At 37.1% G+C, this 20,041-nt stretch carries 21 protein-coding genes and 2 tRNA genes; 15 read left to right on the forward strand and 8 right to left on the reverse strand.

Annotation, left to right across the window (positions count from 1 at the left end; all coding sequences use genetic code 11):
• Positions 1–35 precede the first annotated feature (35 nt).
• The gene (locus ACMGDK_RS14305) at positions 36–791 is read left to right on the forward strand and encodes a glycine-rich domain-containing protein (RefSeq protein ID WP_436808580.1); all 756 of its coding nucleotides are present in this window, start codon (positions 36–38) and stop codon (positions 789–791) included.
• A 10-nt stretch (positions 792–801) separates the two neighbouring features.
• Entirely contained in the window at positions 802–1,155 is a 354-nt protein-coding gene (locus tag ACMGDK_RS14310) for a hypothetical protein (RefSeq protein WP_436808581.1), read from the forward strand.
• A gap of 72 nt (positions 1,156–1,227) precedes the next feature.
• Here the strand turns inward: ACMGDK_RS14310 and ACMGDK_RS14315 are convergent, their stop codons facing one another.
• Together ACMGDK_RS14315 and mnmA are read right to left on the reverse strand one after the other, a co-directional pair.
• The gene (locus tag ACMGDK_RS14315) at positions 1,228–1,434 is read right to left on the reverse strand and encodes a hypothetical protein (RefSeq protein WP_436808582.1); all 207 of its coding nucleotides are present in this window, start codon (positions 1,432–1,434) and stop codon (positions 1,228–1,230) included.
• Positions 1,435–1,490: 56 nt separating this feature from the next.
• On the reverse strand, positions 1,491–2,678 hold the full coding sequence (gene mnmA, locus ACMGDK_RS14320) for a tRNA 2-thiouridine(34) synthase MnmA (RefSeq protein WP_436808583.1): 1,188 nt from the start codon (positions 2,676–2,678) through the stop codon (positions 1,491–1,493).
• 117 nt (positions 2,679–2,795) lie between these two features.
• Between mnmA and ACMGDK_RS14325 the strand changes: the two genes are divergently transcribed.
• Entirely contained in the window at positions 2,796–3,323 is a 528-nt protein-coding gene (locus ACMGDK_RS14325) for a hypothetical protein (protein WP_436808584.1), read from the forward strand.
• A gap of 322 nt (positions 3,324–3,645) precedes the next feature.
• On the opposite strand, the gene ACMGDK_RS14330 is transcribed toward ACMGDK_RS14325, so the two are convergent.
• The gene (locus ACMGDK_RS14330) at positions 3,646–6,180 is read right to left on the reverse strand and encodes an ATP-dependent Clp protease ATP-binding subunit (RefSeq protein ID WP_436808585.1); all 2,535 of its coding nucleotides are present in this window, start codon (positions 6,178–6,180) and stop codon (positions 3,646–3,648) included.
• Between the two features lie 152 nt (positions 6,181–6,332).
• Between ACMGDK_RS14330 and ACMGDK_RS14335 the strand changes: the two genes are divergently transcribed.
• The 4 genes from ACMGDK_RS14335 to ACMGDK_RS14350 are packed head-to-tail and all read left to right on the forward strand — an operon-like array spanning position 6,333 to position 9,095.
• The gene (locus ACMGDK_RS14335; RefSeq protein ID WP_111954019.1) at positions 6,333–6,557 is read left to right on the forward strand and encodes a uroporphyrinogen decarboxylase; all 225 of its coding nucleotides are present in this window, start codon (positions 6,333–6,335) and stop codon (positions 6,555–6,557) included.
• The gene (locus ACMGDK_RS14340; protein ID WP_436808586.1) at positions 6,557–7,651 is read left to right on the forward strand and encodes a glycosyltransferase; all 1,095 of its coding nucleotides are present in this window, start codon (positions 6,557–6,559) and stop codon (positions 7,649–7,651) included. Before ACMGDK_RS14335 ends, ACMGDK_RS14340 begins: the two co-directional genes overlap by 1 nt.
• A 50-nt stretch (positions 7,652–7,701) precedes the next feature.
• Positions 7,702–8,121: a SufE family protein gene (locus ACMGDK_RS14345; RefSeq protein WP_116010450.1), complete on the forward strand. Its 420-nt coding sequence runs from the start codon at positions 7,702–7,704 to the stop codon at positions 8,119–8,121.
• 2 nt (positions 8,122–8,123) lie between these two features.
• Positions 8,124–9,095 carry a glycosyltransferase family 9 protein gene (locus ACMGDK_RS14350; protein WP_436808587.1) on the forward strand — a complete coding sequence of 324 codons (972 nt, stop codon included), beginning with the start codon at positions 8,124–8,126 and terminating at the stop codon, positions 9,093–9,095.
• Here the strand turns inward: ACMGDK_RS14350 and ACMGDK_RS14355 are convergent.
• From ACMGDK_RS14355 to ACMGDK_RS14370, 4 genes are all read right to left on the reverse strand, one after another.
• Complete coding sequence (locus ACMGDK_RS14355) at positions 9,085–10,206, reverse strand: glycosyltransferase family protein (RefSeq protein ID WP_436808588.1); 1,122 nt, start codon at positions 10,204–10,206, stop codon at positions 9,085–9,087. The two genes, ACMGDK_RS14350 and ACMGDK_RS14355, sit on opposite strands and share 11 nt — an antisense overlap.
• 91 nt (positions 10,207–10,297) lie before the next feature.
• A tRNA-Val gene (locus tag ACMGDK_RS14360) sits at positions 10,298–10,372 on the reverse strand.
• Positions 10,373–10,407: 35 nt separating this feature from the next.
• Positions 10,408–10,482: transfer RNA gene (locus tag ACMGDK_RS14365), tRNA-Val, on the reverse strand.
• Positions 10,483–10,524: 42 nt separating this feature from the next.
• Positions 10,525–11,769 (reverse strand): bifunctional folylpolyglutamate synthase/dihydrofolate synthase, encoded by a 1,245-nt coding sequence (locus ACMGDK_RS14370; RefSeq protein ID WP_436808589.1) that lies wholly within the window; start codon positions 11,767–11,769, stop codon positions 10,525–10,527.
• Between the two features lie 97 nt (positions 11,770–11,866).
• Here ACMGDK_RS14370 and ACMGDK_RS14375 point away from each other — a divergent pair, with 97 nt between their 5' ends.
• Genes ACMGDK_RS14375 through ACMGDK_RS14395 form a run of 5 tightly spaced genes read left to right on the forward strand, consistent with a single transcriptional unit; the run spans position 11,867 to position 16,080 of the window.
• Positions 11,867–13,204, forward strand: coding sequence for a TolC family protein (locus ACMGDK_RS14375; RefSeq protein WP_436808590.1), 1,338 nt, complete (start codon positions 11,867–11,869; stop codon positions 13,202–13,204).
• 1 nt (position 13,205) lies between these two features.
• Positions 13,206–13,805, forward strand: coding sequence for a SprT-like domain-containing protein (locus ACMGDK_RS14380; RefSeq protein WP_436808591.1), 600 nt, complete (start codon positions 13,206–13,208; stop codon positions 13,803–13,805).
• Positions 13,799–14,881 (forward strand): mannose-1-phosphate guanylyltransferase, encoded by a 1,083-nt coding sequence (locus ACMGDK_RS14385; protein ID WP_436808592.1) that lies wholly within the window; start codon positions 13,799–13,801, stop codon positions 14,879–14,881. Before ACMGDK_RS14380 ends, ACMGDK_RS14385 begins: the two co-directional genes overlap by 7 nt.
• A 31-nt stretch (positions 14,882–14,912) precedes the next feature.
• Positions 14,913–15,578 (forward strand): hypothetical protein, encoded by a 666-nt coding sequence (locus ACMGDK_RS14390; protein ID WP_436808593.1) that lies wholly within the window; start codon positions 14,913–14,915, stop codon positions 15,576–15,578.
• Positions 15,547–16,080 carry a GNAT family N-acetyltransferase gene (locus ACMGDK_RS14395; RefSeq protein WP_436808594.1) on the forward strand — a complete coding sequence of 178 codons (534 nt, stop codon included), beginning with the start codon at positions 15,547–15,549 and terminating at the stop codon, positions 16,078–16,080. The genes ACMGDK_RS14390 and ACMGDK_RS14395 overlap by 32 nt, the downstream gene beginning before the upstream one ends.
• Before the next feature lie 90 nt (positions 16,081–16,170).
• On the opposite strand, the gene bcp is transcribed toward ACMGDK_RS14395, so the two are convergent.
• Positions 16,171–16,620: a thioredoxin-dependent thiol peroxidase gene (bcp, locus tag ACMGDK_RS14400; protein WP_436808595.1), complete on the reverse strand. Its 450-nt coding sequence runs from the start codon at positions 16,618–16,620 to the stop codon at positions 16,171–16,173.
• A 33-nt stretch (positions 16,621–16,653) separates the two neighbouring features.
• Here bcp and ACMGDK_RS14405 point away from each other — a divergent pair, with 33 nt between their 5' ends.
• The 3 genes from ACMGDK_RS14405 to ACMGDK_RS14415 all read left to right on the forward strand — a co-directional run bounded on the left by ACMGDK_RS14405 (position 16,654) and on the right by ACMGDK_RS14415 (position 20,022).
• The gene (locus ACMGDK_RS14405; protein WP_436808596.1) at positions 16,654–17,274 is read left to right on the forward strand and encodes an endonuclease III domain-containing protein; all 621 of its coding nucleotides are present in this window, start codon (positions 16,654–16,656) and stop codon (positions 17,272–17,274) included.
• Positions 17,275–17,575: 301 nt separating this feature from the next.
• Positions 17,576–18,364: a GLPGLI family protein gene (locus tag ACMGDK_RS14410; RefSeq protein ID WP_436808597.1), complete on the forward strand. Its 789-nt coding sequence runs from the start codon at positions 17,576–17,578 to the stop codon at positions 18,362–18,364.
• Between the two features lie 20 nt (positions 18,365–18,384).
• Positions 18,385–20,022: a vitamin K epoxide reductase family protein gene (locus ACMGDK_RS14415; RefSeq protein WP_436808598.1), complete on the forward strand. Its 1,638-nt coding sequence runs from the start codon at positions 18,385–18,387 to the stop codon at positions 20,020–20,022.
• Positions 20,023–20,041: the final 19 nt, after the last annotated feature.

A 20,041-nucleotide genomic window follows, 5' to 3' on the forward strand; every position in this document is an offset into this window, starting at 1 on the left:
AATGATATTTGAGTAGAAAAACAAAAATTAACATAATGGAAACAACAATCTTATTAAAAGACGAAACCCTTTGGAGCAGGATCCAGAGTTTTTCATTAGATGCTTCAGATGCTGATTTTCCTTTTTCGAAAAAACTAGCTAAAGAAGAACGGTGGACCTTAGATTTTACTCAAAAAGCTATTCAGGAGTACAAAAAATTTGTTTATCTCTGCTGCATCCTTCCCAATGGAGCCTCTCCAAGCGAAACGGTAGACAAAGTATGGCACATGCATTTGATTTATACCCAGAATTACTGGGAAGATTTCTGCCCGAATATTTTAAAAAGAAAACTCCATCATCATCCTTCAAAAGGAGGTTCTAATGAAAATAGAAAACACAGGAACTGGTTTTCAGATACTTTGAAAAGCTATCAGGAGATCTTTCAGCAGGAAGCTCCTAAGGGTATCTGGTATGAAAAAGAAAAAACCGGGGTCAGGACAACATGGCTGAAAAGGTTAAGAATCGTTCCTTTATTTACTGCCCTTTTCATGCTGTCGTCCTGTCTGGGAGAAGTTATTGGAACATTAACATTAGTGGCATTGCCAATCATAGGCTTTTTTATTTTTTTTCATATAGTGGGCTCATTTCAGGCCAACAGCGATAATATCACCGTTAAGAAGAAAGATGATGGCAGTATAGGCGGAGGTGGCGATGGTGGTGCTTCCAGCTGTAGCGGCGATGGAGGGGGAAGTGGTTGTAGCAGCGGCTGCGGAGGAGGTTGTGGTGGTTGCGGAGGAGGATGTGGAGGTTAAAAACGGAGCTATGAAAAAGATAATCATTCACTCAATACCAGTATTGATAAGCTTTATAGGATTGGCTATATTTTATCATACACTGAACCCCATTGTTTTAAGAGGACCGGAATTTTTAAAATTCTATTTTACCCTGACCATAGGGTTTTATCTATCTGTTGTCAGTTTAAAATTCTTCAGGGAACGTCCTTCTAAGATCTCTTTTTACTTCATGATCTTTATTTTTCTTCTAGGCGTTATTAAATTATTCAGGGGGTTGAGCTTAGACCGGCCGGTAGGAATTTTATTCAGTATTCTGATGGCGGAAATTATTGTTAATATGATTTTTATATCAACTGAATTCAAGAATAGAATTAAGTACTAAAAACTCAATAGATCAATAAAAAAAAACCCGAAACATAAATGCTTCGGGATTTATAAGGATCATTAAAATGATTTAATTTTTCTGTTTTTCCTTTATCGGTTTGTAACCGTATTTTCTGACCATTACAGAAGTTACAACTGCCAGAATAAGAGTTGCTGCAATATTTGAGGTTTCCTGATGTACAATCGCTTGGTAAAGATTATAGCCAAAAACGCCACCTACTACAGCGATTAAAATCTGATTCACAAAAGCATACTGGTTTTTTGAAGTAGTTTTCATAGTGATATTTTTATTGTCATTTACTGAGTTACAGAAAATTTTCAAAAATTTTTTCTTTAGGCAATAACACCGCTTCCAATAAGCTCTTCATCAATATACCAGGCTGCAAACTGTCCTTCTGCAATCGCTGACTGAGGTTCTTCAAATTCAATATAAGCCGCATTTTCAAATTGATAGAGAACGGCTTTCTGCAACGATTGCCTGTATCTGAATCTCGCCATTACGTCCATAGTTCCGCCATTTTCCAGCTTCAAGTCCTCACGAACCCAATGAACCTCTGAATTGTCAATTTTTAATGCTTTTTTGTGCAGTCCCGGAGAGCTGTGACCTTCTCCCACAAAAATAATATTGTTTTCCATATCTCTGGAGAGGATAAAACAGCTTTCTTTGTGCCCGCCGATACCAAGTCCTTTGCTTTGTCCGATCGTGAAAAATTGAGCACCCTGATGCTTCCCTATTACTTTGCCATCAGATTTTTTATAATCGATTTTTCTGGATAAAAATTCCAGTTCTTCCTCCTTCGAAGAAAATTCAGGTTTCTCTACTGAAAACAGAGGCGAATCTTTGAAGATTTCCACAATTTCTCCTTCTTTGGGAATCAGCTGCTGCTGTAAAAACTGCGGAAGACTTACCTTTCCGATAAAACATAATCCCTGAGAGTCCTTTTTATCAGCAGTTACAAGCCCGATTTCTTTGGCAATTTCCCTTACCTGAGGCTTGGTAAGCTCTCCGATAGGGAACAACGCTTTTGACAGCTGATCCTGGTTCAGCTGGCACAGGAAATAAGACTGATCTTTATTGTTATCCTTTCCGGCTAAAAGATGGAAAATTTCCTTTCCGTTTTCATCAAAGGTCGAATTAACCTGTGCGTAATGTCCTGTAGCCACTTTATCAGCACCTAAAGACATCGCGGTCTTCATGAAAACATCAAATTTTACTTCTCTGTTGCATAGAACGTCCGGATTCGGAGTTCTTCCTTTCTGGTATTCATCAAACATATAATCTACGATGCGCTCTTTGTAAAGCTCGCTCATATCGATGACCTGGAAAGGAATTCCTAATTTCTGAGCGACCATCAGGGCATCATTACTGTCCTCAATCCACGGACATTCATCCTCCAGCGTTACCGAAGCATCATTCCAGTTTCTCATAAACAAAGCCACCACTTCATGGCCCTGTTGTTGCAACAAATACGCTGTAACACTGGAGTCTACACCTCCAGATAATCCTACTACTACTTTCATTTTATTTCAATTTTACGGAACTCTTAACGGGAGCCCTTAGTTTGACCCGGCAAAAATACAATTAAAAAGATTCGCAAAAAAACCATAATTTTAAACATTGATAAAAACGATATTAATATGAAAAAAATTATTATTCCCGTAATGCTGATGATTTCAGGATCTGTATTTTCCCAGATTACCACCAGCACACCTGTCGCAGAAACCAATCGCTGGACCTTTGGTGGGGGAATTGGGTTAGGATTTGGCAGCAACAGTTCCTTTTACCTTCAGGCTTCTCCCAGAGTGGGGTACAGACTTACCGATGATCTTGAGGCTGGTGTGGTAGGAAGTGTTTCCTGGCAAACCTCCGATTATTATAAATCCACGATGTTTGGGGTGGGACCTTTCGCCAACTATTATTTTGCGAGATCATTTTATGTAGGAGCGAATCTTCAACAGTACTTTATCAATTATAAAGACAAATTTTACGATTATAAAGTAAATGAGCAGGAAACTGCCCTGTATCTTGGCGGCGGTTATATGCAGAGAATAGGAGGAAACTCTTTTATGCAGTTGGGAGTAATGTACAATGTACTGTGGAAAGAAAATTCAAGTGTTTTCTCTAGCGGTCTTGTCCCAAGTATTGGGTTTGTAGTAGGGCTCTAATCTTTGTTTATAAGAATTGTTTTTCACAATATTTTCTAACCACAGATTTCACGGATTTTCACAGATCATGCCCTAATGGCTATCAAAATGTATGCTCTTTAAGTACTTTATTTGTTGATATTATTAAAGTAATACTTTCGCAAATATCTGTGAAAATCCGTGAAATCTGTGGTTAAAATAAAGAGAGCATTACCAAAATTATTAATAGAAAAGAACTTTAGCCTGCTTAATTTTTACACATATATGAAAAGGCTTTGGCCAAAACATATAAAACAAAAAGCACCGGATTTTCCGGTGCTTTTCAATATATGATGTTAATCAATTACGATTGTGAAGACTTTTCAGTCGTTTTTTTAGCTTTAGGAGCTTTTCCAATCAATGCATCTTTTGCATCATTAAGATCCAGTATCACTGTTTCTCCTTCAGATAATTGCTTGTTTACCAGCATTTCTGCCAATAAATCTTCAATATATTTCTGGATAGCACGTTTCAACGGTCTTGCTCCAAAATCTTTATCCCATCCTTTTTCAGAGATAAAGTCTTTCGCTTCTTCGGTTAACTCAACTTTATAGCCTAATTTTTCAAGTCTGCCATATAACTTATTCAGTTCGATATCAATAATTCTTTTAATATCATCCTGTACAAGAGAGTTGAAGATCACAATATCATCAATTCTGTTCAAGAATTCCGGAGCAAATGCTTTCTTAAGTGCATTTTCAATCGTACTTCTTGCTCTTGAATCTGAACTTGTTTTCTTGGCTGAAGTTCCGAATCCTACACCGTCTCCGAAATCTTTAAGATCTCTTGTTCCGATATTTGAAGTAAGAATAATGATCGTATTTCTAAAATCAATTTTTCTTCCTAAACTGTCCGTAACATGACCTTCATCCAGGATCTGTAAAAGAATGTTGAACACATCAGGGTGAGCTTTTTCAATCTCATCCAGAAGAACCACAGCATAAGGCTTTCTTCTCACAGCTTCAGTCAGCTGTCCGCCTTCTTCGTATCCGACATATCCAGGAGGCGCACCAACCAATCTTGAAACCGCAAATTTTTCCATGTATTCACTCATGTCAATTCGGATCAAAGATTCATCAGACTCGAAAAGCTCTCTTGCCATTACTTTGGCAAGTTCGGTTTTACCAACCCCGGTAGTACCAAGGAAAATAAAAGTACCGATAGGACGGTTCGGATCTTTAAGGCCGGCTCTGTTTCTCTGAATTGCTTTTACAACTTTCTTCACAGCGTCTTCCTGACCAATCACTTTTCCGTTCAGCTTTTCATCCATCTGAGCTAATTTATCAAGCTCATTTTTACCGACTTTCGTTACCGGAACACCACTCATCATAGAAACCACTTCGGCTACATTTTCTTCCGTTACCGTTTCTTTTTTCTCTTTTACATCCTTATCCCATTTCTCCTGAGCCGCATTCAGTTCCATCTGAAGACGTTCTTCTTCATCTTTAAGCTTTCTGGCCTCAAGATAATCCTGAGCCTTAACTGCTTTCTGCTTCATTTCTTTAATATCCTCGATTTTCTTTTCAAAATCGATGATTTCGGTCGGAACTTTCATGTTTTTAATATAAACACGTGAACCAGCTTCATCCATGGCATCAATAGCTTTATCCGGTAAGAAACGGTCTGTAATATATCTTGATGTCAAATTGACACACGCCAGAATAGCCTCCGGAGTATAGACTACATTATGATGCTCTTCATATTTATCTTTAATCTGATTCAGGATCTGAATGGTTTCATCAATGGAAGTAGGCTCTACCATTACTTTCTGGAATCTTCTTTCCAAAGCCCCGTCTTTCTCAATATATTGACGGTACTCATCCAGAGTAGTTGCCCCAATGCATTGAATTTCACCTCTTGCCAAAGCGGGTTTAAACATATTCGATGCATCTAAACTTCCTGTAGAGCTTCCCGCACCAACAATAGTGTGAAGCTCGTCAATGAATAGGATTACATCTCTGTTCTTTTCCAGTTCAGTCATGATGGCCTTCATTCTTTCTTCAAACTGACCACGGTATTTTGTTCCGGCCACTAAACTTGCCAGATCTAAAGTGATCACACGTTTTCCGTAAAGAACTCTGGAAACCTTTTTCTGTTGAATTCTTAAAGCTAACCCTTCCGCAATCGCAGATTTACCAACCCCCGGCTCCCCTATAAGGAGTGGGTTGTTTTTCTTTCTACGCGATAAGATCTGAGAAACTCGCTCAATTTCTTTTTCACGGCCGATTACCGGATCCAGTTTTCCATCTCTTGCCAAAGAAGTTAAGTCCCTGCCAAAGTTGTCCAATGTAGGTGTTTTACTTTTTGCAGAGCCTAGATTTCCTGAAGGCTTTCTCATCTGCTCAAATTCCTCCCGGTCATCATCATCATCATAAGCACTCATCTGTGGTGCCTGGCCGGAATTTTTAAGCATCGTCTGGTATTCTCTTGAAACTCCTTCATAGTCGATGTCATAAGCTCCCAGAATATTTGAAGTAGGGTCCTCATATTTGTAAAGAATGCCTAAAAGCAAATGAACGGTATTAATTTCATTGCTTTTATATTGTCTGCATTCCAGCTCAGCACGTTTGATCGCATGATCTGCCATCTTAGTGAAAGAAATATTAGTAACCTCCTCAGAAATAGGATTAAGACTTGCTGTATTTAGAGTTTCAATTTTTCTTCTGATTTGTGTTAAATCCGCATTAAGGTTTTGAAGGATTTCTTTTGCAGAGTTTTCTGTTTTTATAATACCTAAAAGTAGATGTTCTGTATTAAGAAATTCACTTTTGAGCCTTTTCGCTTCGCTCTTGCTTTGTTTGAACACTTGGCTCAAACCTTGTGAAAACTTATAATCCATAATATATCTCATTAGAATAATGGCAGCGGTGCCATTTATTCATTATCTAAATTACAAATATTTTACCAAAAATCAATTAATGACTTTATGGCAGAAAAAATTTTATTATCTTATTGAAAATGATTAAGTTTGTTATCCTTTAAAAATTCCTCATGAATCCTGAAATTACTACATATATTGGTTATTCTGCATCCATTTTTATAGTACTGAGTTTTATATTAAAAGATGTAAGAAAAATTAGAATAGTCAATATGATAGGCTGTATCTGCTTTGTCATTTATGGTATCTTCAATGGAATGCTATGGCCGGTTATTATCCCAAATGGACTGATCTGCTTTATTCAGGTTTATCATTTACTGGCAGGAAACAAAAAGTAATGAAGAAAAAAGTAATTACCTCTGCTTTCAGCAACCTGTATACGGATCAGCGAATAGAAAAAGTATGCAGGACTTTATATGAGGACGGGTATCAGATAGAACTGATAGGTAATGACTGGAAAGGAGCGGATCCCATGGAGCGGCCTTATCCGTTTTCAAGGATGCATTTATCTTCCGCAAGTTTAAAAACGGCTTACTTCGAATTTAACTGGAAACTATATCATGAGCTAAAGAAAAAGGCAGATTATAATACAATTCTTCATGCCAACGACGTTGATGTATTGCTGCCAAATTATCTCATTGCCAAAAAATTAAATATCCCTTTGGTTTTTGACAGTCATGAAATTTTTTCAGAAATGCCTGCAATTCAGGGCAAAATGTCACAAAAAATCTGGAGATATCTGGAAAAGAAAGTCATTCCCAAGCTTAAATTTATGACTACGGCCAGCAAAAGTTACGCAAAATGGTTCCAAATAAAATACGGAGTTGATCCGGTAGTCATTCAAAATGCGCCCAGACTACAGGATTTTACAATAGAAATTCCCCAAAATAATCCTAAAATATTTTTATACCAGGGAGCACTTAATCCTTTTCGCGGTATCGACAAAGCTATTCTGGCAATGCATCATCTTGACGGTGTAGTTTTTAAAATAGCAGGAGACGGCCCGAGAAAAAAAGAATATCAAGATCTTGTTAGTAAAGAAAAGCTTGAAGATAAAGTACAGTTTTTAGGAAAATTAAAACCGGAAAACCTGAGAAAAATAACGGTAACAGCTGATGTGGGGATGAGTATCGAAGAAAACGGAGGCGAAAGTTACTTTTATTCACTTCCGAACAAAGTTTTAGACTGTATCCAATCCCGTGTTCCGTTGGTCCTGTCCAATCTTCCCGAAATGAAGAATATCAAAAATCAGTTTGATGTGGGAGAAATTATTAAAGACCACCAGCCAGAAAATATTGCAGCTGCAGTACAGAAAATCCTCAATAAGGGAAGGGAAAGCTATCAGGATGAACTTGAGAAGGCTTCTAAAGTATTTTGCTGGGAAAATGAAGAAATAAAACTGCTGAAAGTTTTTGAAAAAGCATCAAAATAAATAATCTTTATAAAAAATGGTATCTTTGCATTAAAAATTTGTTAAATAAAATGACCATTAAAGAAAAACAGCAGGAAATCATTGAAGAGTTTGCGTTTCTTGATGACTGGGAACAAAAGTATGAGTATATTATTGATCTTGGAAAAGAATTAAAAGGACTTCCCGAAGACCGCAAAACGGATGATAATCTTATCAAAGGATGCCAGAGTAAGGTATGGATTGATGCTGAATTCAAAGATGGTAAGCTTTTTTTCGATGCAGACTCTGACGGAATTCTTCCAAAAGGGATCGTTTCTCTTTTAGTAAGCATTTACAGCGGCCATTCCACTCAGGAAATCTTAGATTCTGATTTTGAATTTATTTCTGAGATCGGACTTCAGGAATTTCTTTCACCATCCAGAGCAAACGGGCTAATGGCGATGACAAAACAGATTAAATTTTACGCAGTTGCTTATCAGCTAAAATCGTAGCAGTGACCAGAATTCTAGCATATCGTTTTTCTGCTTTTGGCGATGTCGCGATGACGGCGCCAGTCTTTCGGGAATTTCTGGAACAGAATCCTGATGTGGAAATTATCATGGTTTCCAGGAAAAATTTTGAAAGCTTATTTGCTGATATTCCAAATGTTACGTTTAAAGGAATCAACCTTGATGATTATAAGGGTATCTTTGGATTGAGAAGACTGGCCAATGAGCTGATCAAAGAATTCCACCCTGACCTTATAGCCAATCTTCATGATGTAATAAGGACCAAAATCCTGGATAGAATCTACAGAAGAAAAGGATATAAAGTCTTTAAAATAAACAAAGGGAAAGAAGAAAAGGAAGAGCTTACAGATGTATGGAATTTAAATAAAGTTCAGTTAAAAAAGACCGTTGAGCGTTATGCAGATGTGTTCCGCGCGATGGGTTTTAAAGTAGAGCTTTCTCATAAGCTTAGGCCGGCATCGGGACAAAAATCAGGAATTGGGCTGGCTCCTTTTGCACAGCATAGAGGAAAAATGCTTCCTTTGGAAAAATCATATGAGCTGGCAAAAATCCTCTCAAAAAAGCAGACCATATATTTCTTTGGAGGCGGTAAAAAAGAAACAGAAACCCTTGAAAAATGGGAAAGTGAAATCCCAAATACTAAAAGCCTTTCAGGAAAACTGAATCTTTCAGAAGAGCTTCAGAAAATTTCTGAACTGGAACTGATGATCTCTATGGATTCTGCCAATATGCATCTTGCAAGCCTTATGGGAACCAGATGTATCTCCATTTGGGGCGCAACACATCCTTATGCAGGATTTTTAGGCTTCGGACAAAGCGAAAATGATGTGGTTCAGGTAACTGATCTTACCTGCAGACCATGCTCTGTTTTTGGAGATAAAGAATGTTACCGTGGTGACTGGGCCTGTCTTGAAGAGCTTAATATCCAGAAAATAGTAAAAGCTGTCAATTCTTAAAAATGACCTTACTTATTTCTTCTGCTTTAGCATGATCAGAATAATTCTTGTCCAAAATCTTACTTCGGATTTCGTTTTCATTGTAAACTTCAGCTGCTGATTCAATAATCCGCTGGCGGATTTCATCGGAAGTAGAACCTAAACGGCATAAACTCATCAGGACCGGATCATCTGTGATATTCTGATTGATAATAACGAATCTGCTGTTATACAATGCATTAAACAGCTTTACCTTCGTGCCGGAATTCTGATAGGAGAGGAGAATATTAGCATGGGCATTTTCAAAAAGCCGGCGAAGGTTTTCACTGGTTTCAATTGGGACAAGGCTTATATTTCCGATGTTATTAATCTTCTTTTTTAAATCATCACCTGCGCGGTCAGACGCCACTACAAGTTTGTGTTGAGGTAGATTTTTAAACATGCTGATGGTTTCTTCCAATGCTTTTTTGTTGTCAGATATACTCAGATCACCATGAAAAAGAAAATAATTACCTTTTCCGTTCAGATGCTTTACATATTCATTGCCATGAAAAATATGAATAAGCCGCGCATTTTTTGAATATGAATCTACCTCATTAAATTCTTTCTCAGAAAGACAGAATACACTTTCGAATTCCTTTAAAGTCTTTTTCTGATAATCAGCAAATTTTAAGGATTCTATCCTGTAAACAATCTTTTTTAAAATATTTTTTTCCGAAGAAGAAAGGCCTTTGTAATATTCAGATTCATTGTTGTGAAACCTGAGATAGAGTTTGTAGCCTTTATTTTTTAATCTGCGAATAGTCTGGGTTGTTTGCAGTCCTTCAAACAATACCGGAGCATTTACGCTCATAATATTTTCAAAAAGAGCATCAGAAGTTCTTATAGCTGCAGCAAAAGGTACAGATGAAAGATAATAGAAAGGATTTTTCTTCTTTTTGTAAAAGAAAACATTCTCTGTAATGCTTTTAATTTCCTGGTCAACTGTTTCCGGAATGCTGTCTGCAAAACAGTGAAGATGGATCTTTATGCCTAATCCGGACAATGCTTTAATCTTATAATAAACATCAATAATACCGCCGTAGGAGGGAGGATATGGATAATTGAATGATATAAGATGAAGTTCCTTCAAAAAAGTGTATTTAAGGCAGTAAGATCACAAAGGTAAGAATATCCCGAGTGTTTTAAACAAAAAAAATCTCCCAAAACATTGAGAGATTTTGTGGGCCCTGAGGGATTCGAACCCCCGACCCTCTGGGTGTAAACCAGATGCTCTGAACCAACTGAGCTAAGAGCCCTGAACTTTTTTTGAAAGGCTTCAGTTACCTTTGTGTGGGCCCTGAGGGATTCGAACCCCCGACCCTCTGGGTGTAAACCAGATGCTCTGAACCAACTGAGCTAAGAGCCCCCTATACTTGTTTCCTCGTTTAGAGTGGTGCAAATATACGACTTATTCAGAAATCTCCAAATTTTTTTCTAAAAATTCTCCCACCACAAAATTACTTCCGCCGATGAAAATCATTTCTTCTTTTGTACATTGCTCTTTTGCAGAAAGATACGCTTCCTGTACGGAATCGAAAATTGTATAAGAAATTTTTGCCTCCTGCAAGAGATTTTCATAGTCTTCCGGATGCCTTCCTCTATTGATGGATGGTTTGGCGAAATAAAATTCTGAATTTTCAGGAAGAAGAGCCATTACTTCATCTATCTTTTTATCATTCACAAACCCTAAAATAACGTGTTTATGCTTGTTTATGGAGTTCAGTTGAGAAAATACATACTCAAGTCCGGCCTGGTTGTGCCCGGTGTCACAGATCGTAAGCGGATTTTTTGAAAACTCAAACCAGCGCCCGATAAAACCCGTATTTTGATGAACATGAAGCAATCCTTTCTCAATATTTTCTTCAGAAACAGGAATATTTATTTTTTTCAGCTCTTCTATCAGGGCAAGAACAACACGGATATTTTTCTTCTGATAATTTCCTTTGAGATCAGAAGCCAGATCAGAATGTATCATTGTAGCATCAATAAAAGGAGCATTTTCTTTATACGCAGTTTGTCGGATGATATTTTTAACGGTCTCATTTTCATCGCCGGAAATTATCGGAATATGGGCTTTGATAATTCCTGCCTTTTCCGAAGCGATCTCTTCAATACTGTCTCCCAAAATATTCTGGTGATCCAGCTGTACATTAGTAATTGCAGCTACCAAAGGCTTAATAATATTCGTTGAATCCAGTCTTCCGCCAAGTCCAACCTCAATAATGGCAAAATCAACCTTTTGCTGATAAAAATATTCAAAAGCCATGATTGTGGTAAATTCAAAAAAAGAAGGAAGGATATCTTCAGGAAGGGTTTTTAGTTTTTGAATAAAATGATAAACAAACTCTTTATTGCAGTTTTTACCGTTCACCTTAATACGTTCTGTGAAATCAATAAGGTGTGGAGAATTGTATAAACCAACCTTATATCCCGCCTCCTGCAGAACAGAGGCCAGCATATTACTGGTAGATCCTTTGCCGTTTGTGCCTCCAATGTGGATGCATTGTATCTTTTCCTGTGGGGTTCCAAAGAAAGTACAAAGCTTTGTAATGTTTTCTAATCCAGGCTTATAGGCTTTCAGCCCATCGATCTGATAGTTGGGAGCCTGCACGAAAAGCCAGTCTACAGCTTCCTGATATTGTCCGTTTGTCATGATGCAAAATTCACAAAAGTTTTTTTAAAATAAAATATTAATTATTAAAACTGTAACTTTTTTATATTTGGCTCGTCTAATATGGAAAATTCTTAATATGAAAAAAGTTTGGATTATCGTTTTTGGATTAAGTTGTCTGGGATTAAGCGCTCAGAAGAAATGGTCCTTAAAAGAATGTGTAGACTATGCCGTAGAGCATAATCTTCAGGTTATCCAAAATCAATATTCTAAACAGATCCAGGATTCTAACCTTAAAATGGCTAAAAAAGAATATCTGCCTTCTGTATCCGCAGGAATGTCCAATTCAGTAGGTTTCGGGCAGCTTCCATTGGGTACGGGAAGTATCAGGAATGACAGGTTCAACAACAGTGCGAATCTGGGTGCGGATGTCCTGCTTTACAATAATGGCAGATTAGAGAAAAACATCAGAAAAATACAGTTTGATGTAGAAGCCAGCCAATACGATATAGAAACCATTAAAAATGATATTTCTCTGCAGATAGCGCAGCAGTATCTTACTGTTCTCCTGAACAAGGAAATTGTTAAAATCTCCCAGAGTGCGGTAGATAATGCTCAGAAGCAATATGACAGAGCCAAAATAACAACCCAGGTAGGAACAACCGCACAAACTATCCTGGCAGAAGCAGAAGCGGCCTTAGCAAGAGAAAAGCAGAATCTTAAAACTGCGGAAATAAACGTAGGAAGAGCTTTGTTTGCCATTGTTCAGCTTTTACAGCTTCCCGAATATAAAGGCTTTGATGTGGAAGATGTAACTGTTTCTGATACACTGCCGTCCCAGCTTAAGTCTGTGGATGACGTTCTTACTACCGCCTATGAAAACCAACCGCAGATAAAAGCTGCCGAAAGCAGAATCCGTTCTGCTGAAGCACAGACGGAAGTTACAAAGACAGGGTTTTGGCCAACACTGACTGCGAATGCCGGTCTTGCTTCGTTCTATAATAATATGTTAAGTAAAAACTACGACCAGCTTGGGAACCCTGTTAATGATCCTTCTTTTTTCCAGCAGTATAAAGATAATTTCGGTCAGAATATAGGACTTTCCCTGAATATTCCTATTTTCAACAAAGGAATTACCAGACTGCAGGTGGAGCAGTCTGTAATTAACCAGAGTGTCGCTAAAAATACCCTGGAACAACAGAAGCAGACGGTAAGACAGAATGTGCAGAAAGCACAGTTTGATGCAGATGCCAATTATGAAACCTTCCTTGCAGCAGTAGAAACAGAGAAAAGTACCAAACTGGCCTTAGAGTTTGCGGATAAAAGTTATGCAGCAGGAAGATCAACAATTTATGATGTGAATGTAGCCAGAAATAACTATGCCAATGCCCAGGGATCTGTTGCCCAGGCAAAATATAATTATCTTTTCAGTCTTAAACTGCTGAACTTCTATTCAGGAATTCCATTAACTTTGTAAAATGTCTATCCAGTCATTAGAAAAATATTTACCTCAAAACACCCATAAGTACTTAAGAGTCTGGTTTTCGGATTATTATATTCATATAAAAGTGACGCGTGGCAGAAATTCTAAGTTGGGAGATTATAGAAAACTTCCTGATAACTCCCACGAAATAACAGTTAATTCAACGCTGACGCCGCCGCTTTTTTTCTTTGTCCTTACGCATGAGCTTGCTCATCTGATCGCCTTTGAAAAATACGGGCGAAGAATATCACCGCATGGAAACGAATGGAAAGAAACATTTAGAAACATGCTTCTTGAAAGCCTTGAGATCTATGATGAGGATCTGAGACCTATCATCATAAGATTTTCAAAATCCCCCAAGGCCAATTTCATGGCCAGCCCGGATCTCGTAAGGTATTTTCATACTGAAAAACAGGACGATAGACTGCATTTCATTGAAGAGCTTGAAAAAGGAGAGTTTTTTATGTACCGGAACGAAAAGTATTTATTAGAAGGTCTGATTAAAAAAAACTATCTTTGTAAGAATCTGGCTACAGGAAGAAAGTATTCTTTCAAGCCTCTGGCTAGGGTTGAAAAATGTAGGCAAGAATGTTAAAATCAGATAGATACTGTGTCATCATGGCGGGAGGAATCGGCAGCCGGTTCTGGCCTATGAGTACACAGAAATTTCCAAAACAGTTTCAGGATATTTTAGGAACAGGGCGTACCATGATTCAGCAGACTTATGACAGAATCAGCCGGATCATTCCTAAAGAGCAGATATTCGTGATAACGAATAAAGAATACGTTGCACTTTCCCATCAGCAGCTTCCGGAAGTTCCTGAAGAAAATATTGTGGGCGAACCCCTGATGAAAAATACGGCGGCCTGTAATCTGTACATGGCTAACAAGATTGCTGAAATTAATCCGGATGCAACCATGATTGTTCTTCCGGCGGATCACCTGATTTTAAAAGAAGAGATATTCCTGGAGAAAGTGGAGCTTGCTTTTGATCTCGCTGCCAGGCATGATTATCTCGTAACCCTTGGGATTACACCTACAAGACCTGATACCGGATACGGATACATCCAGTTTGTGGAAAAGAAAGGGTCAGATTATTTTAAAGTAAAAACCTTTACGGAGAAGCCTATTCTTGAAATTGCCCAAAGCTTTTTAGAAAGCGGTGATTTCCTGTGGAATGCAGGAATTTTTATCTGGAATGTGAAAAGCATCCATCATGCATTTGAACTGTATCTTCCTGAGATGATGCAGCATTTTATGGCCTGTGAATACAATTCTGAAAAAGAGGACAGTTGCATTGAAACTATTTATCCGAAGGTTCAGAAAATTTCCATTGATAACGGGATCCTTGAAAAAGCAAAGAATGTATATGTTATTCCTTCAGATCTTGGATGGAGTGATCTGGGTACATGGACTTCTGTCTATGAAAACACTGAAAAGGATAAGAACGGAAATGCAGTAAAGCTAAGGCATTTCCTGAACTATAACTCAAAGGGAAACATTATTCGTCTTAAGAACAATAATAAAGCTGTGATCATTGACGGGCTTGAAAATTTTATTGTTGTAGACACAGATAAAGCACTACTGATCTGCCCCAGAGACAATGATCAGCTGATTAAAGACTATGTTCTTGATCTGAAAAGCTTTAAGAAAGGAGATAAATTCATGTAATATTGCTATCTTTCTGCTGATTTTTAAAATTATGATGAAAACTGCAATACGATCAATAGCTCTTATATTTCTGCTTTTGGGATTTCTAGGATATGCCCAGAACAAGAAAAACTTTTCAGGTATTCCCAATATTTTACAACAAATTATTCCAAATGACAGGATAGATTCCTGGGTTTTGGTTTATAACAGTTACGGAAAAAACCAGGAGATCAGAACATCTGGCGGAAAAACAGACTATACACCACAGTTTTCAGGATTTAATCTATTCCCTGAAGAAGACAGCTTTTATTATATTGCATACTCAGCAGGTGGAAAAATGAATTACATTACAGATCTTGAAGCCCTGAAAAAATTTGCCGGGAAAATTGACAATGCTGAAGAGGCGGCCATTGTTCTGACAGCTGACGGCTATATGGTGGATGAAGAATTTAAAGATGTTGCCGGTAATTATTATGAAGACACAGCCCATTATTATCTGGATTTGGGGAAGCTTACCTCAAAAGAGTGTCCTTACCAGAAAACACATTATACAGTGACTGTCAATAAATCAACAGGCGCTGTAAGCAATGTAAAGGATAATGGAACTTATATTGAACTCTACAATAAAAAATGTGCTAATAACCCGAGACTTTTAAAAATCGAAAAAAAAGAAGAACCAAAGAAAGATGAGCCTAGAAAAACACCCAAGCGCAAATAATACCTATGAGACCGAACGATTAATGCTTCGTCCTATGTCTCGTGAAGACAAAGATTTTATCTTTGAGCTTTATAACAGACCAAAATTTATTCAACATATCGGCAATCGCAATGTGAATACCGTTGAAGATGCAGAAAATTATATCCTGAACAGATTTGCTCCACAGATTGAAAGACTGGGATATGGAAACTATCTTTTAGTAACTAAAGAAGGAAACGAAAAAGTAGGAGCAGTAGGAATTTTCGAAAGAGAAGGTCTTGATATTGTGGATATCGGGTATTCTCTATTGGAAGAATTTGAAGGAAAAGGATATGCCTTTGAAGCTGCTCAGAAAGTAAAATCTATCGGGATGGATGAATTTGGGTTAACAAAAATATCTGCTATCATTTCAAAAGATAATATTTCTTCCCAAAAACTGATCGAAAAATTGGGGTTAAAATTTAAAAAACATGTCATTCTTCCTGGAGAAACCGAAGAATTAAACTATTACGAAACCGAATAATAGATCATAAAAAATATTTTCACAAATAATACAGAGATGTAATTGTATTATTTGTGAAATAGTAGTGATATCTGTGTTTCAAAAGAAAAATTATCCTTCCAGAATCTGCTCAGCAGCAGTCTTTGACGTTACTTTTTCAATCACTCTTGTACAAACGCCATTTTCATCAAAAATAAAGGTAGTTCTTACAATACCCATATATGTTTTTCCAAATGTTTTTTTCTCCTGCCAAACCCCGAATTTTCCGATAACGTCATGGTTCTCATCAGCAATAAGATCATAAGGGAAAGCAAATTTGCTGTGGAAATTCTTTTGCTTTTTTACCGTATCGCCGCTCACGCCCAGAAGTTGATATCCGGCTTTTTCAAGCTTTGAATAATTGTCGCTCAGGTTACAGGCTTCCACAGTACATGTAGGAGTGTTGGCTTGAGGATAAAAGAAAACGACCAGTTTCTTTCCGAGTAACTTCGATGAGGTTATTGTTTCTCCATCCTGATTTGTTCCTTCAAATTCAGGTAATTTATCTCCTACTTTCAGCATAATGAATTAATTTTGTTCAAATTTAATGGTTAAATGACAAAAAAGCAAAGAGCGGAGCTCGTTCAGAGAGAATTGGATAAATTATATCCTACAACACCTATTCCGCTGGATCATACCGATCCTTATACACTCATGGTGGCTGTAGCGCTTTCTGCACAGACCACAGATAAAAAAGTAAACCAGGTAACTCCCGCTCTTTTCGAAGTGGCAGGAACACCCCAAAGGATGGCCAGGCTGGAGGAATATCAGATCAAAGAGCTTATCAAAGAGATAGGACTTTCCAATACCAAGGCTAAAAACCTTAAAAGAATGGCTGAACTTTTACTGGAAAGACATAACGGGATCGTTCCCCAAACTTACGAAGAACTGGAAGCGCTGCCGGGAGTAGGTCATAAAACAGCTTCTGTAGTCATGAGCCAGGGCTTCGGATTTCCCGCTTTTCCTGTGGATACACACATTCACAGACTGATGACACAGTGGAAGCTTACATCAGGAAAAAATGTGGTAGAAACGGAAAAAGATGCCAAAGCAATATTTCCTGAAGAAGTATGGAACAAGCTTCATCTTCAGATTATTTACTACGGAAGAGAATATTCACCAGCCAGAGGAAAAGGAGAGAAGGACTTTATTACTAAAATGATGTTCGAAAAATAATACGTTATTATTAAGAATAGAAAATAATTTATCAATTCCACATTTTAATATAAAACATCATTTTTATGGTGTTTTTTTTATGGATAATTACCGTTTTTTTATCTGTTTATTCACTTGATTATGATATTTTTTGATTAAAAAGTAAAAAATATTTTTCTTTTTTAAAATGTATCTTGTTGATTTATAGTACCATTTTGAGACAATGAATTTTATTTTTAATTTTCTTTTATTTAAAAGGATTACGGATATTTTGTAATTCAAAAAAAAGGGATATATTTGGCTCGATACCATTGATATTGAAATGAAAAATAATATCTTACTGTTTTGTTTTACAGTATTTTTTTCTTTTTCGCGCCATAGTCAGATTCACCGTTTTTACTATGAGCTGACTTATAAACCTTCAACCCGGAATAAGGAGATGAAGAAGGATTTGTTCTATCTGGATACTCTTGAAAATAAATCTGTATTTATCCGGAAAGAAAAAAAAGAAGCGGATTCTTTACTTGCTGCCAATATCAATTTCAACTCCACTTTTTCTTCTTTCGGAACAATGAACTTTAAAGTGGTAAAAGACCTTAAAAGTAAATCCATTATTCTTAAAGATGATCTGCTGGCAGGAGTACTTTCATATCAAGAGACCATACAGCTTCAATGGAAACTTTCCCAGGAGAAAAAAGCATTAGATAATATAAAGATACAGAAAGCGGAGGCAGATTATGGAGGCAGGCATTGGATTGCATGGTTTGCTGCCGATATCCCGGTTTTTGATGGGCCGTATGTATTTATGGGGCTTCCGGGACTGATTGTGGAGATAGAAGATTCTGCCAATGAATACCATTGGAGGCTAATTGGAAACAAAAAAATCAGCCAGTCAGAATTGCAAACCGAAACAGTAATGGAAGGTGAAGGATTGGTTTCAAAAGAAGCCTATATCAAGAATAAAGTAAACTTCACGAAAGATCCATTGCCCATTCTGATGCAGGCCATGTCTGGGGTCACAAAAGATACCAAAGCAATGAATAATATGCGCCAGCAGGCTGGAGCGCTAAAGAAATATTATCAGGATAATGATAATTCTATCGAAAGATAGCTTAAAACTTGTCTATAACCATGGAACTAAGAAAAGAAATCAATGCTGTTTTTTTATATCTGAAATCAATTGATGTAAAAATTGATAAGGACGATTATATCTACCAGGTAGAATCTCATCCTGAAACACCAAGTCTTTTGGCTTTTAGTGATGCTTTTAGCTTTTTTGGTATTCCAAACGGAGCCTTTAATGTTGATTTTGAGGAGCGTGAGGTTTTGCCGGAAACTTTTCTTACTATATTGAACTTAGGGGAAGAGCATTTAATTTTGTCTTATATTGAAAAAAAAGGCGACCATTTTATATATACTGATAATGAGGGCGTTAAAAAAGATATTACAGCGTCCGGGATCAGCGTGTTATGGACAGGAGCAATCTTAGTAGCAGAAGGTAATGATCAGATTGTTAAATCTCCCAATACACTGTATAATAAGATACTGCCGGGCCTTGTTTTTTTAGCGGGGCTCGCGGTGATGTATTTTATTGGAGGATGGTACCTGATGGGGTTTACAGGAATTGCGATGTTGGGTCTGTTTTTTTCCTTTGAGGCCATTAAAACAGAGCTGGGTTTTGAATCAGATTTTTCCAATCAGTTTTGTGATGGCAGTGAGAAATCCAGCTGCAGCCAGATCATTAATTCTGAAAAAGGGGAGATTGCAGGATTTAAATTAAGTGACCTTAGTGTTTTTCTCTTTGGAACTCAACTTTTTTTATTGATCATTTTTAACAGAAGCTTACTGAATGATTATTATTTTCTGACATTTATCTCTCTGCTTGCATGTATACCGTTTACACTGTATTCCTTTTATTTCCAGATGAAAGTAGAAAAGAAGTGGTGTCCCATATGTTTGAGTATTATTGGAGTTATCTATGCAGAGATTATTTATCTGTCCTTTAATAGCAGAGAAATTCTAAACAATTATACTCTTGATATTAAAACCATCTCTCTTTTTGCGGGTGTTTTAACTGTTTTTATTGGTGCATACTTTTTGATTAAAAAAGCACTTTTATCTTACAGCAGCTTGAAAAAAGATGCAGACTTTGATTCCAGATATATAAGACATTACCCATATTTTAAAGGAATCCTGACCAGTAAGGATCCGGTACTGCTGAAGGCAGAACCAATTATAGTAGGGAATCCTGATGCACCAGTATCCATTACTTTCATAACGAGTCCATTATGCAGCTATTGTAAGGAGGCTCATGAGTTTTTACAAAAAATTCACACCCATTATAAAGACCAGGTCAATATTAAGATCCGATTCAATATGACGGGAGTCGTTACAGCGGAAGTGGAAGAAATGCTGATCCAGCTCATGAATATTTACCATACAAAAGCAGAACAGAAATTCATAGACGCACTCCATGACTGGTATAGCCACAGAGAAGCCGATAAATGGTTGAAAGGATACAGTACAAAACTTACAAACAGAACTTTTCTTTTGAATAAGCTGGTTTCTGTATCCTATGAAAACCTGCAGAATAACTTTTTTTTCACACCGCATTATTTTATAAATAATTATGAGTTTCCGGTGAGATTGAATAAAAAATATATCGAGTTGTTTATGCCGGATCTTGTTGAAGATCAATGGAGTATTGATGAAAATATATCTGTTGAAGAATTTGAAACTCAATACGGGCAAATGGTTGACCAGAATTAAAACTATAATAAAGAGGAAG

The organism is Chryseobacterium hilariae, from assembly GCF_051400735.1.
Lineage (GTDB): Bacteria > Bacteroidota > Bacteroidia > Flavobacteriales > Weeksellaceae > Chryseobacterium.

Coding starts and splice junctions, on each gene's coding strand:
- ACMGDK_RS14305 (WP_436808580.1), top strand. CDS start 36: ATGGAAACAACAATCTTATTAAAAGACGAAACCCTTTGGAGCAGGATC.
- ACMGDK_RS14310 (WP_436808581.1), top strand. CDS start 802: ATGAAAAAGATAATCATTCACTCAATACCAGTATTGATAAGCTTTATA.
- ACMGDK_RS14315 (WP_436808582.1), bottom strand. CDS start 1,434: ATGAAAACTACTTCAAAAAACCAGTATGCTTTTGTGAATCAGATTTTA.
- mnmA (WP_436808583.1), bottom strand. CDS start 2,678: ATGAAAGTAGTAGTAGGATTATCTGGAGGTGTAGACTCCAGTGTTACA.
- ACMGDK_RS14325 (WP_436808584.1), top strand. CDS start 2,796: ATGAAAAAAATTATTATTCCCGTAATGCTGATGATTTCAGGATCTGTA.
- ACMGDK_RS14330 (WP_436808585.1), bottom strand. CDS start 6,180: ATGGATTATAAGTTTTCACAAGGTTTGAGCCAAGTGTTCAAACAAAGC.
- ACMGDK_RS14335 (WP_111954019.1), top strand. CDS start 6,333: ATGAATCCTGAAATTACTACATATATTGGTTATTCTGCATCCATTTTT.
- ACMGDK_RS14340 (WP_436808586.1), top strand. CDS start 6,557: ATGAAGAAAAAAGTAATTACCTCTGCTTTCAGCAACCTGTATACGGAT.
- ACMGDK_RS14345 (WP_116010450.1), top strand. CDS start 7,702: ATGACCATTAAAGAAAAACAGCAGGAAATCATTGAAGAGTTTGCGTTT.
- ACMGDK_RS14370 (WP_436808589.1), bottom strand. CDS start 11,769: ATGACAAACGGACAATATCAGGAAGCTGTAGACTGGCTTTTCGTGCAG.
- ACMGDK_RS14375 (WP_436808590.1), top strand. CDS start 11,867: ATGAAAAAAGTTTGGATTATCGTTTTTGGATTAAGTTGTCTGGGATTA.
- ACMGDK_RS14380 (WP_436808591.1), top strand. CDS start 13,206: ATGTCTATCCAGTCATTAGAAAAATATTTACCTCAAAACACCCATAAG.
- ACMGDK_RS14385 (WP_436808592.1), top strand. CDS start 13,799: ATGTTAAAATCAGATAGATACTGTGTCATCATGGCGGGAGGAATCGGC.
- ACMGDK_RS14390 (WP_436808593.1), top strand. CDS start 14,913: ATGATGAAAACTGCAATACGATCAATAGCTCTTATATTTCTGCTTTTG.
- ACMGDK_RS14395 (WP_436808594.1), top strand. CDS start 15,547: ATGAGCCTAGAAAAACACCCAAGCGCAAATAATACCTATGAGACCGAA.
- bcp (WP_436808595.1), bottom strand. CDS start 16,620: ATGCTGAAAGTAGGAGATAAATTACCTGAATTTGAAGGAACAAATCAG.
- ACMGDK_RS14405 (WP_436808596.1), top strand. CDS start 16,654: ATGACAAAAAAGCAAAGAGCGGAGCTCGTTCAGAGAGAATTGGATAAA.
- ACMGDK_RS14410 (WP_436808597.1), top strand. CDS start 17,576: ATGAAAAATAATATCTTACTGTTTTGTTTTACAGTATTTTTTTCTTTT.
- ACMGDK_RS14415 (WP_436808598.1), top strand. CDS start 18,385: ATGGAACTAAGAAAAGAAATCAATGCTGTTTTTTTATATCTGAAATCA.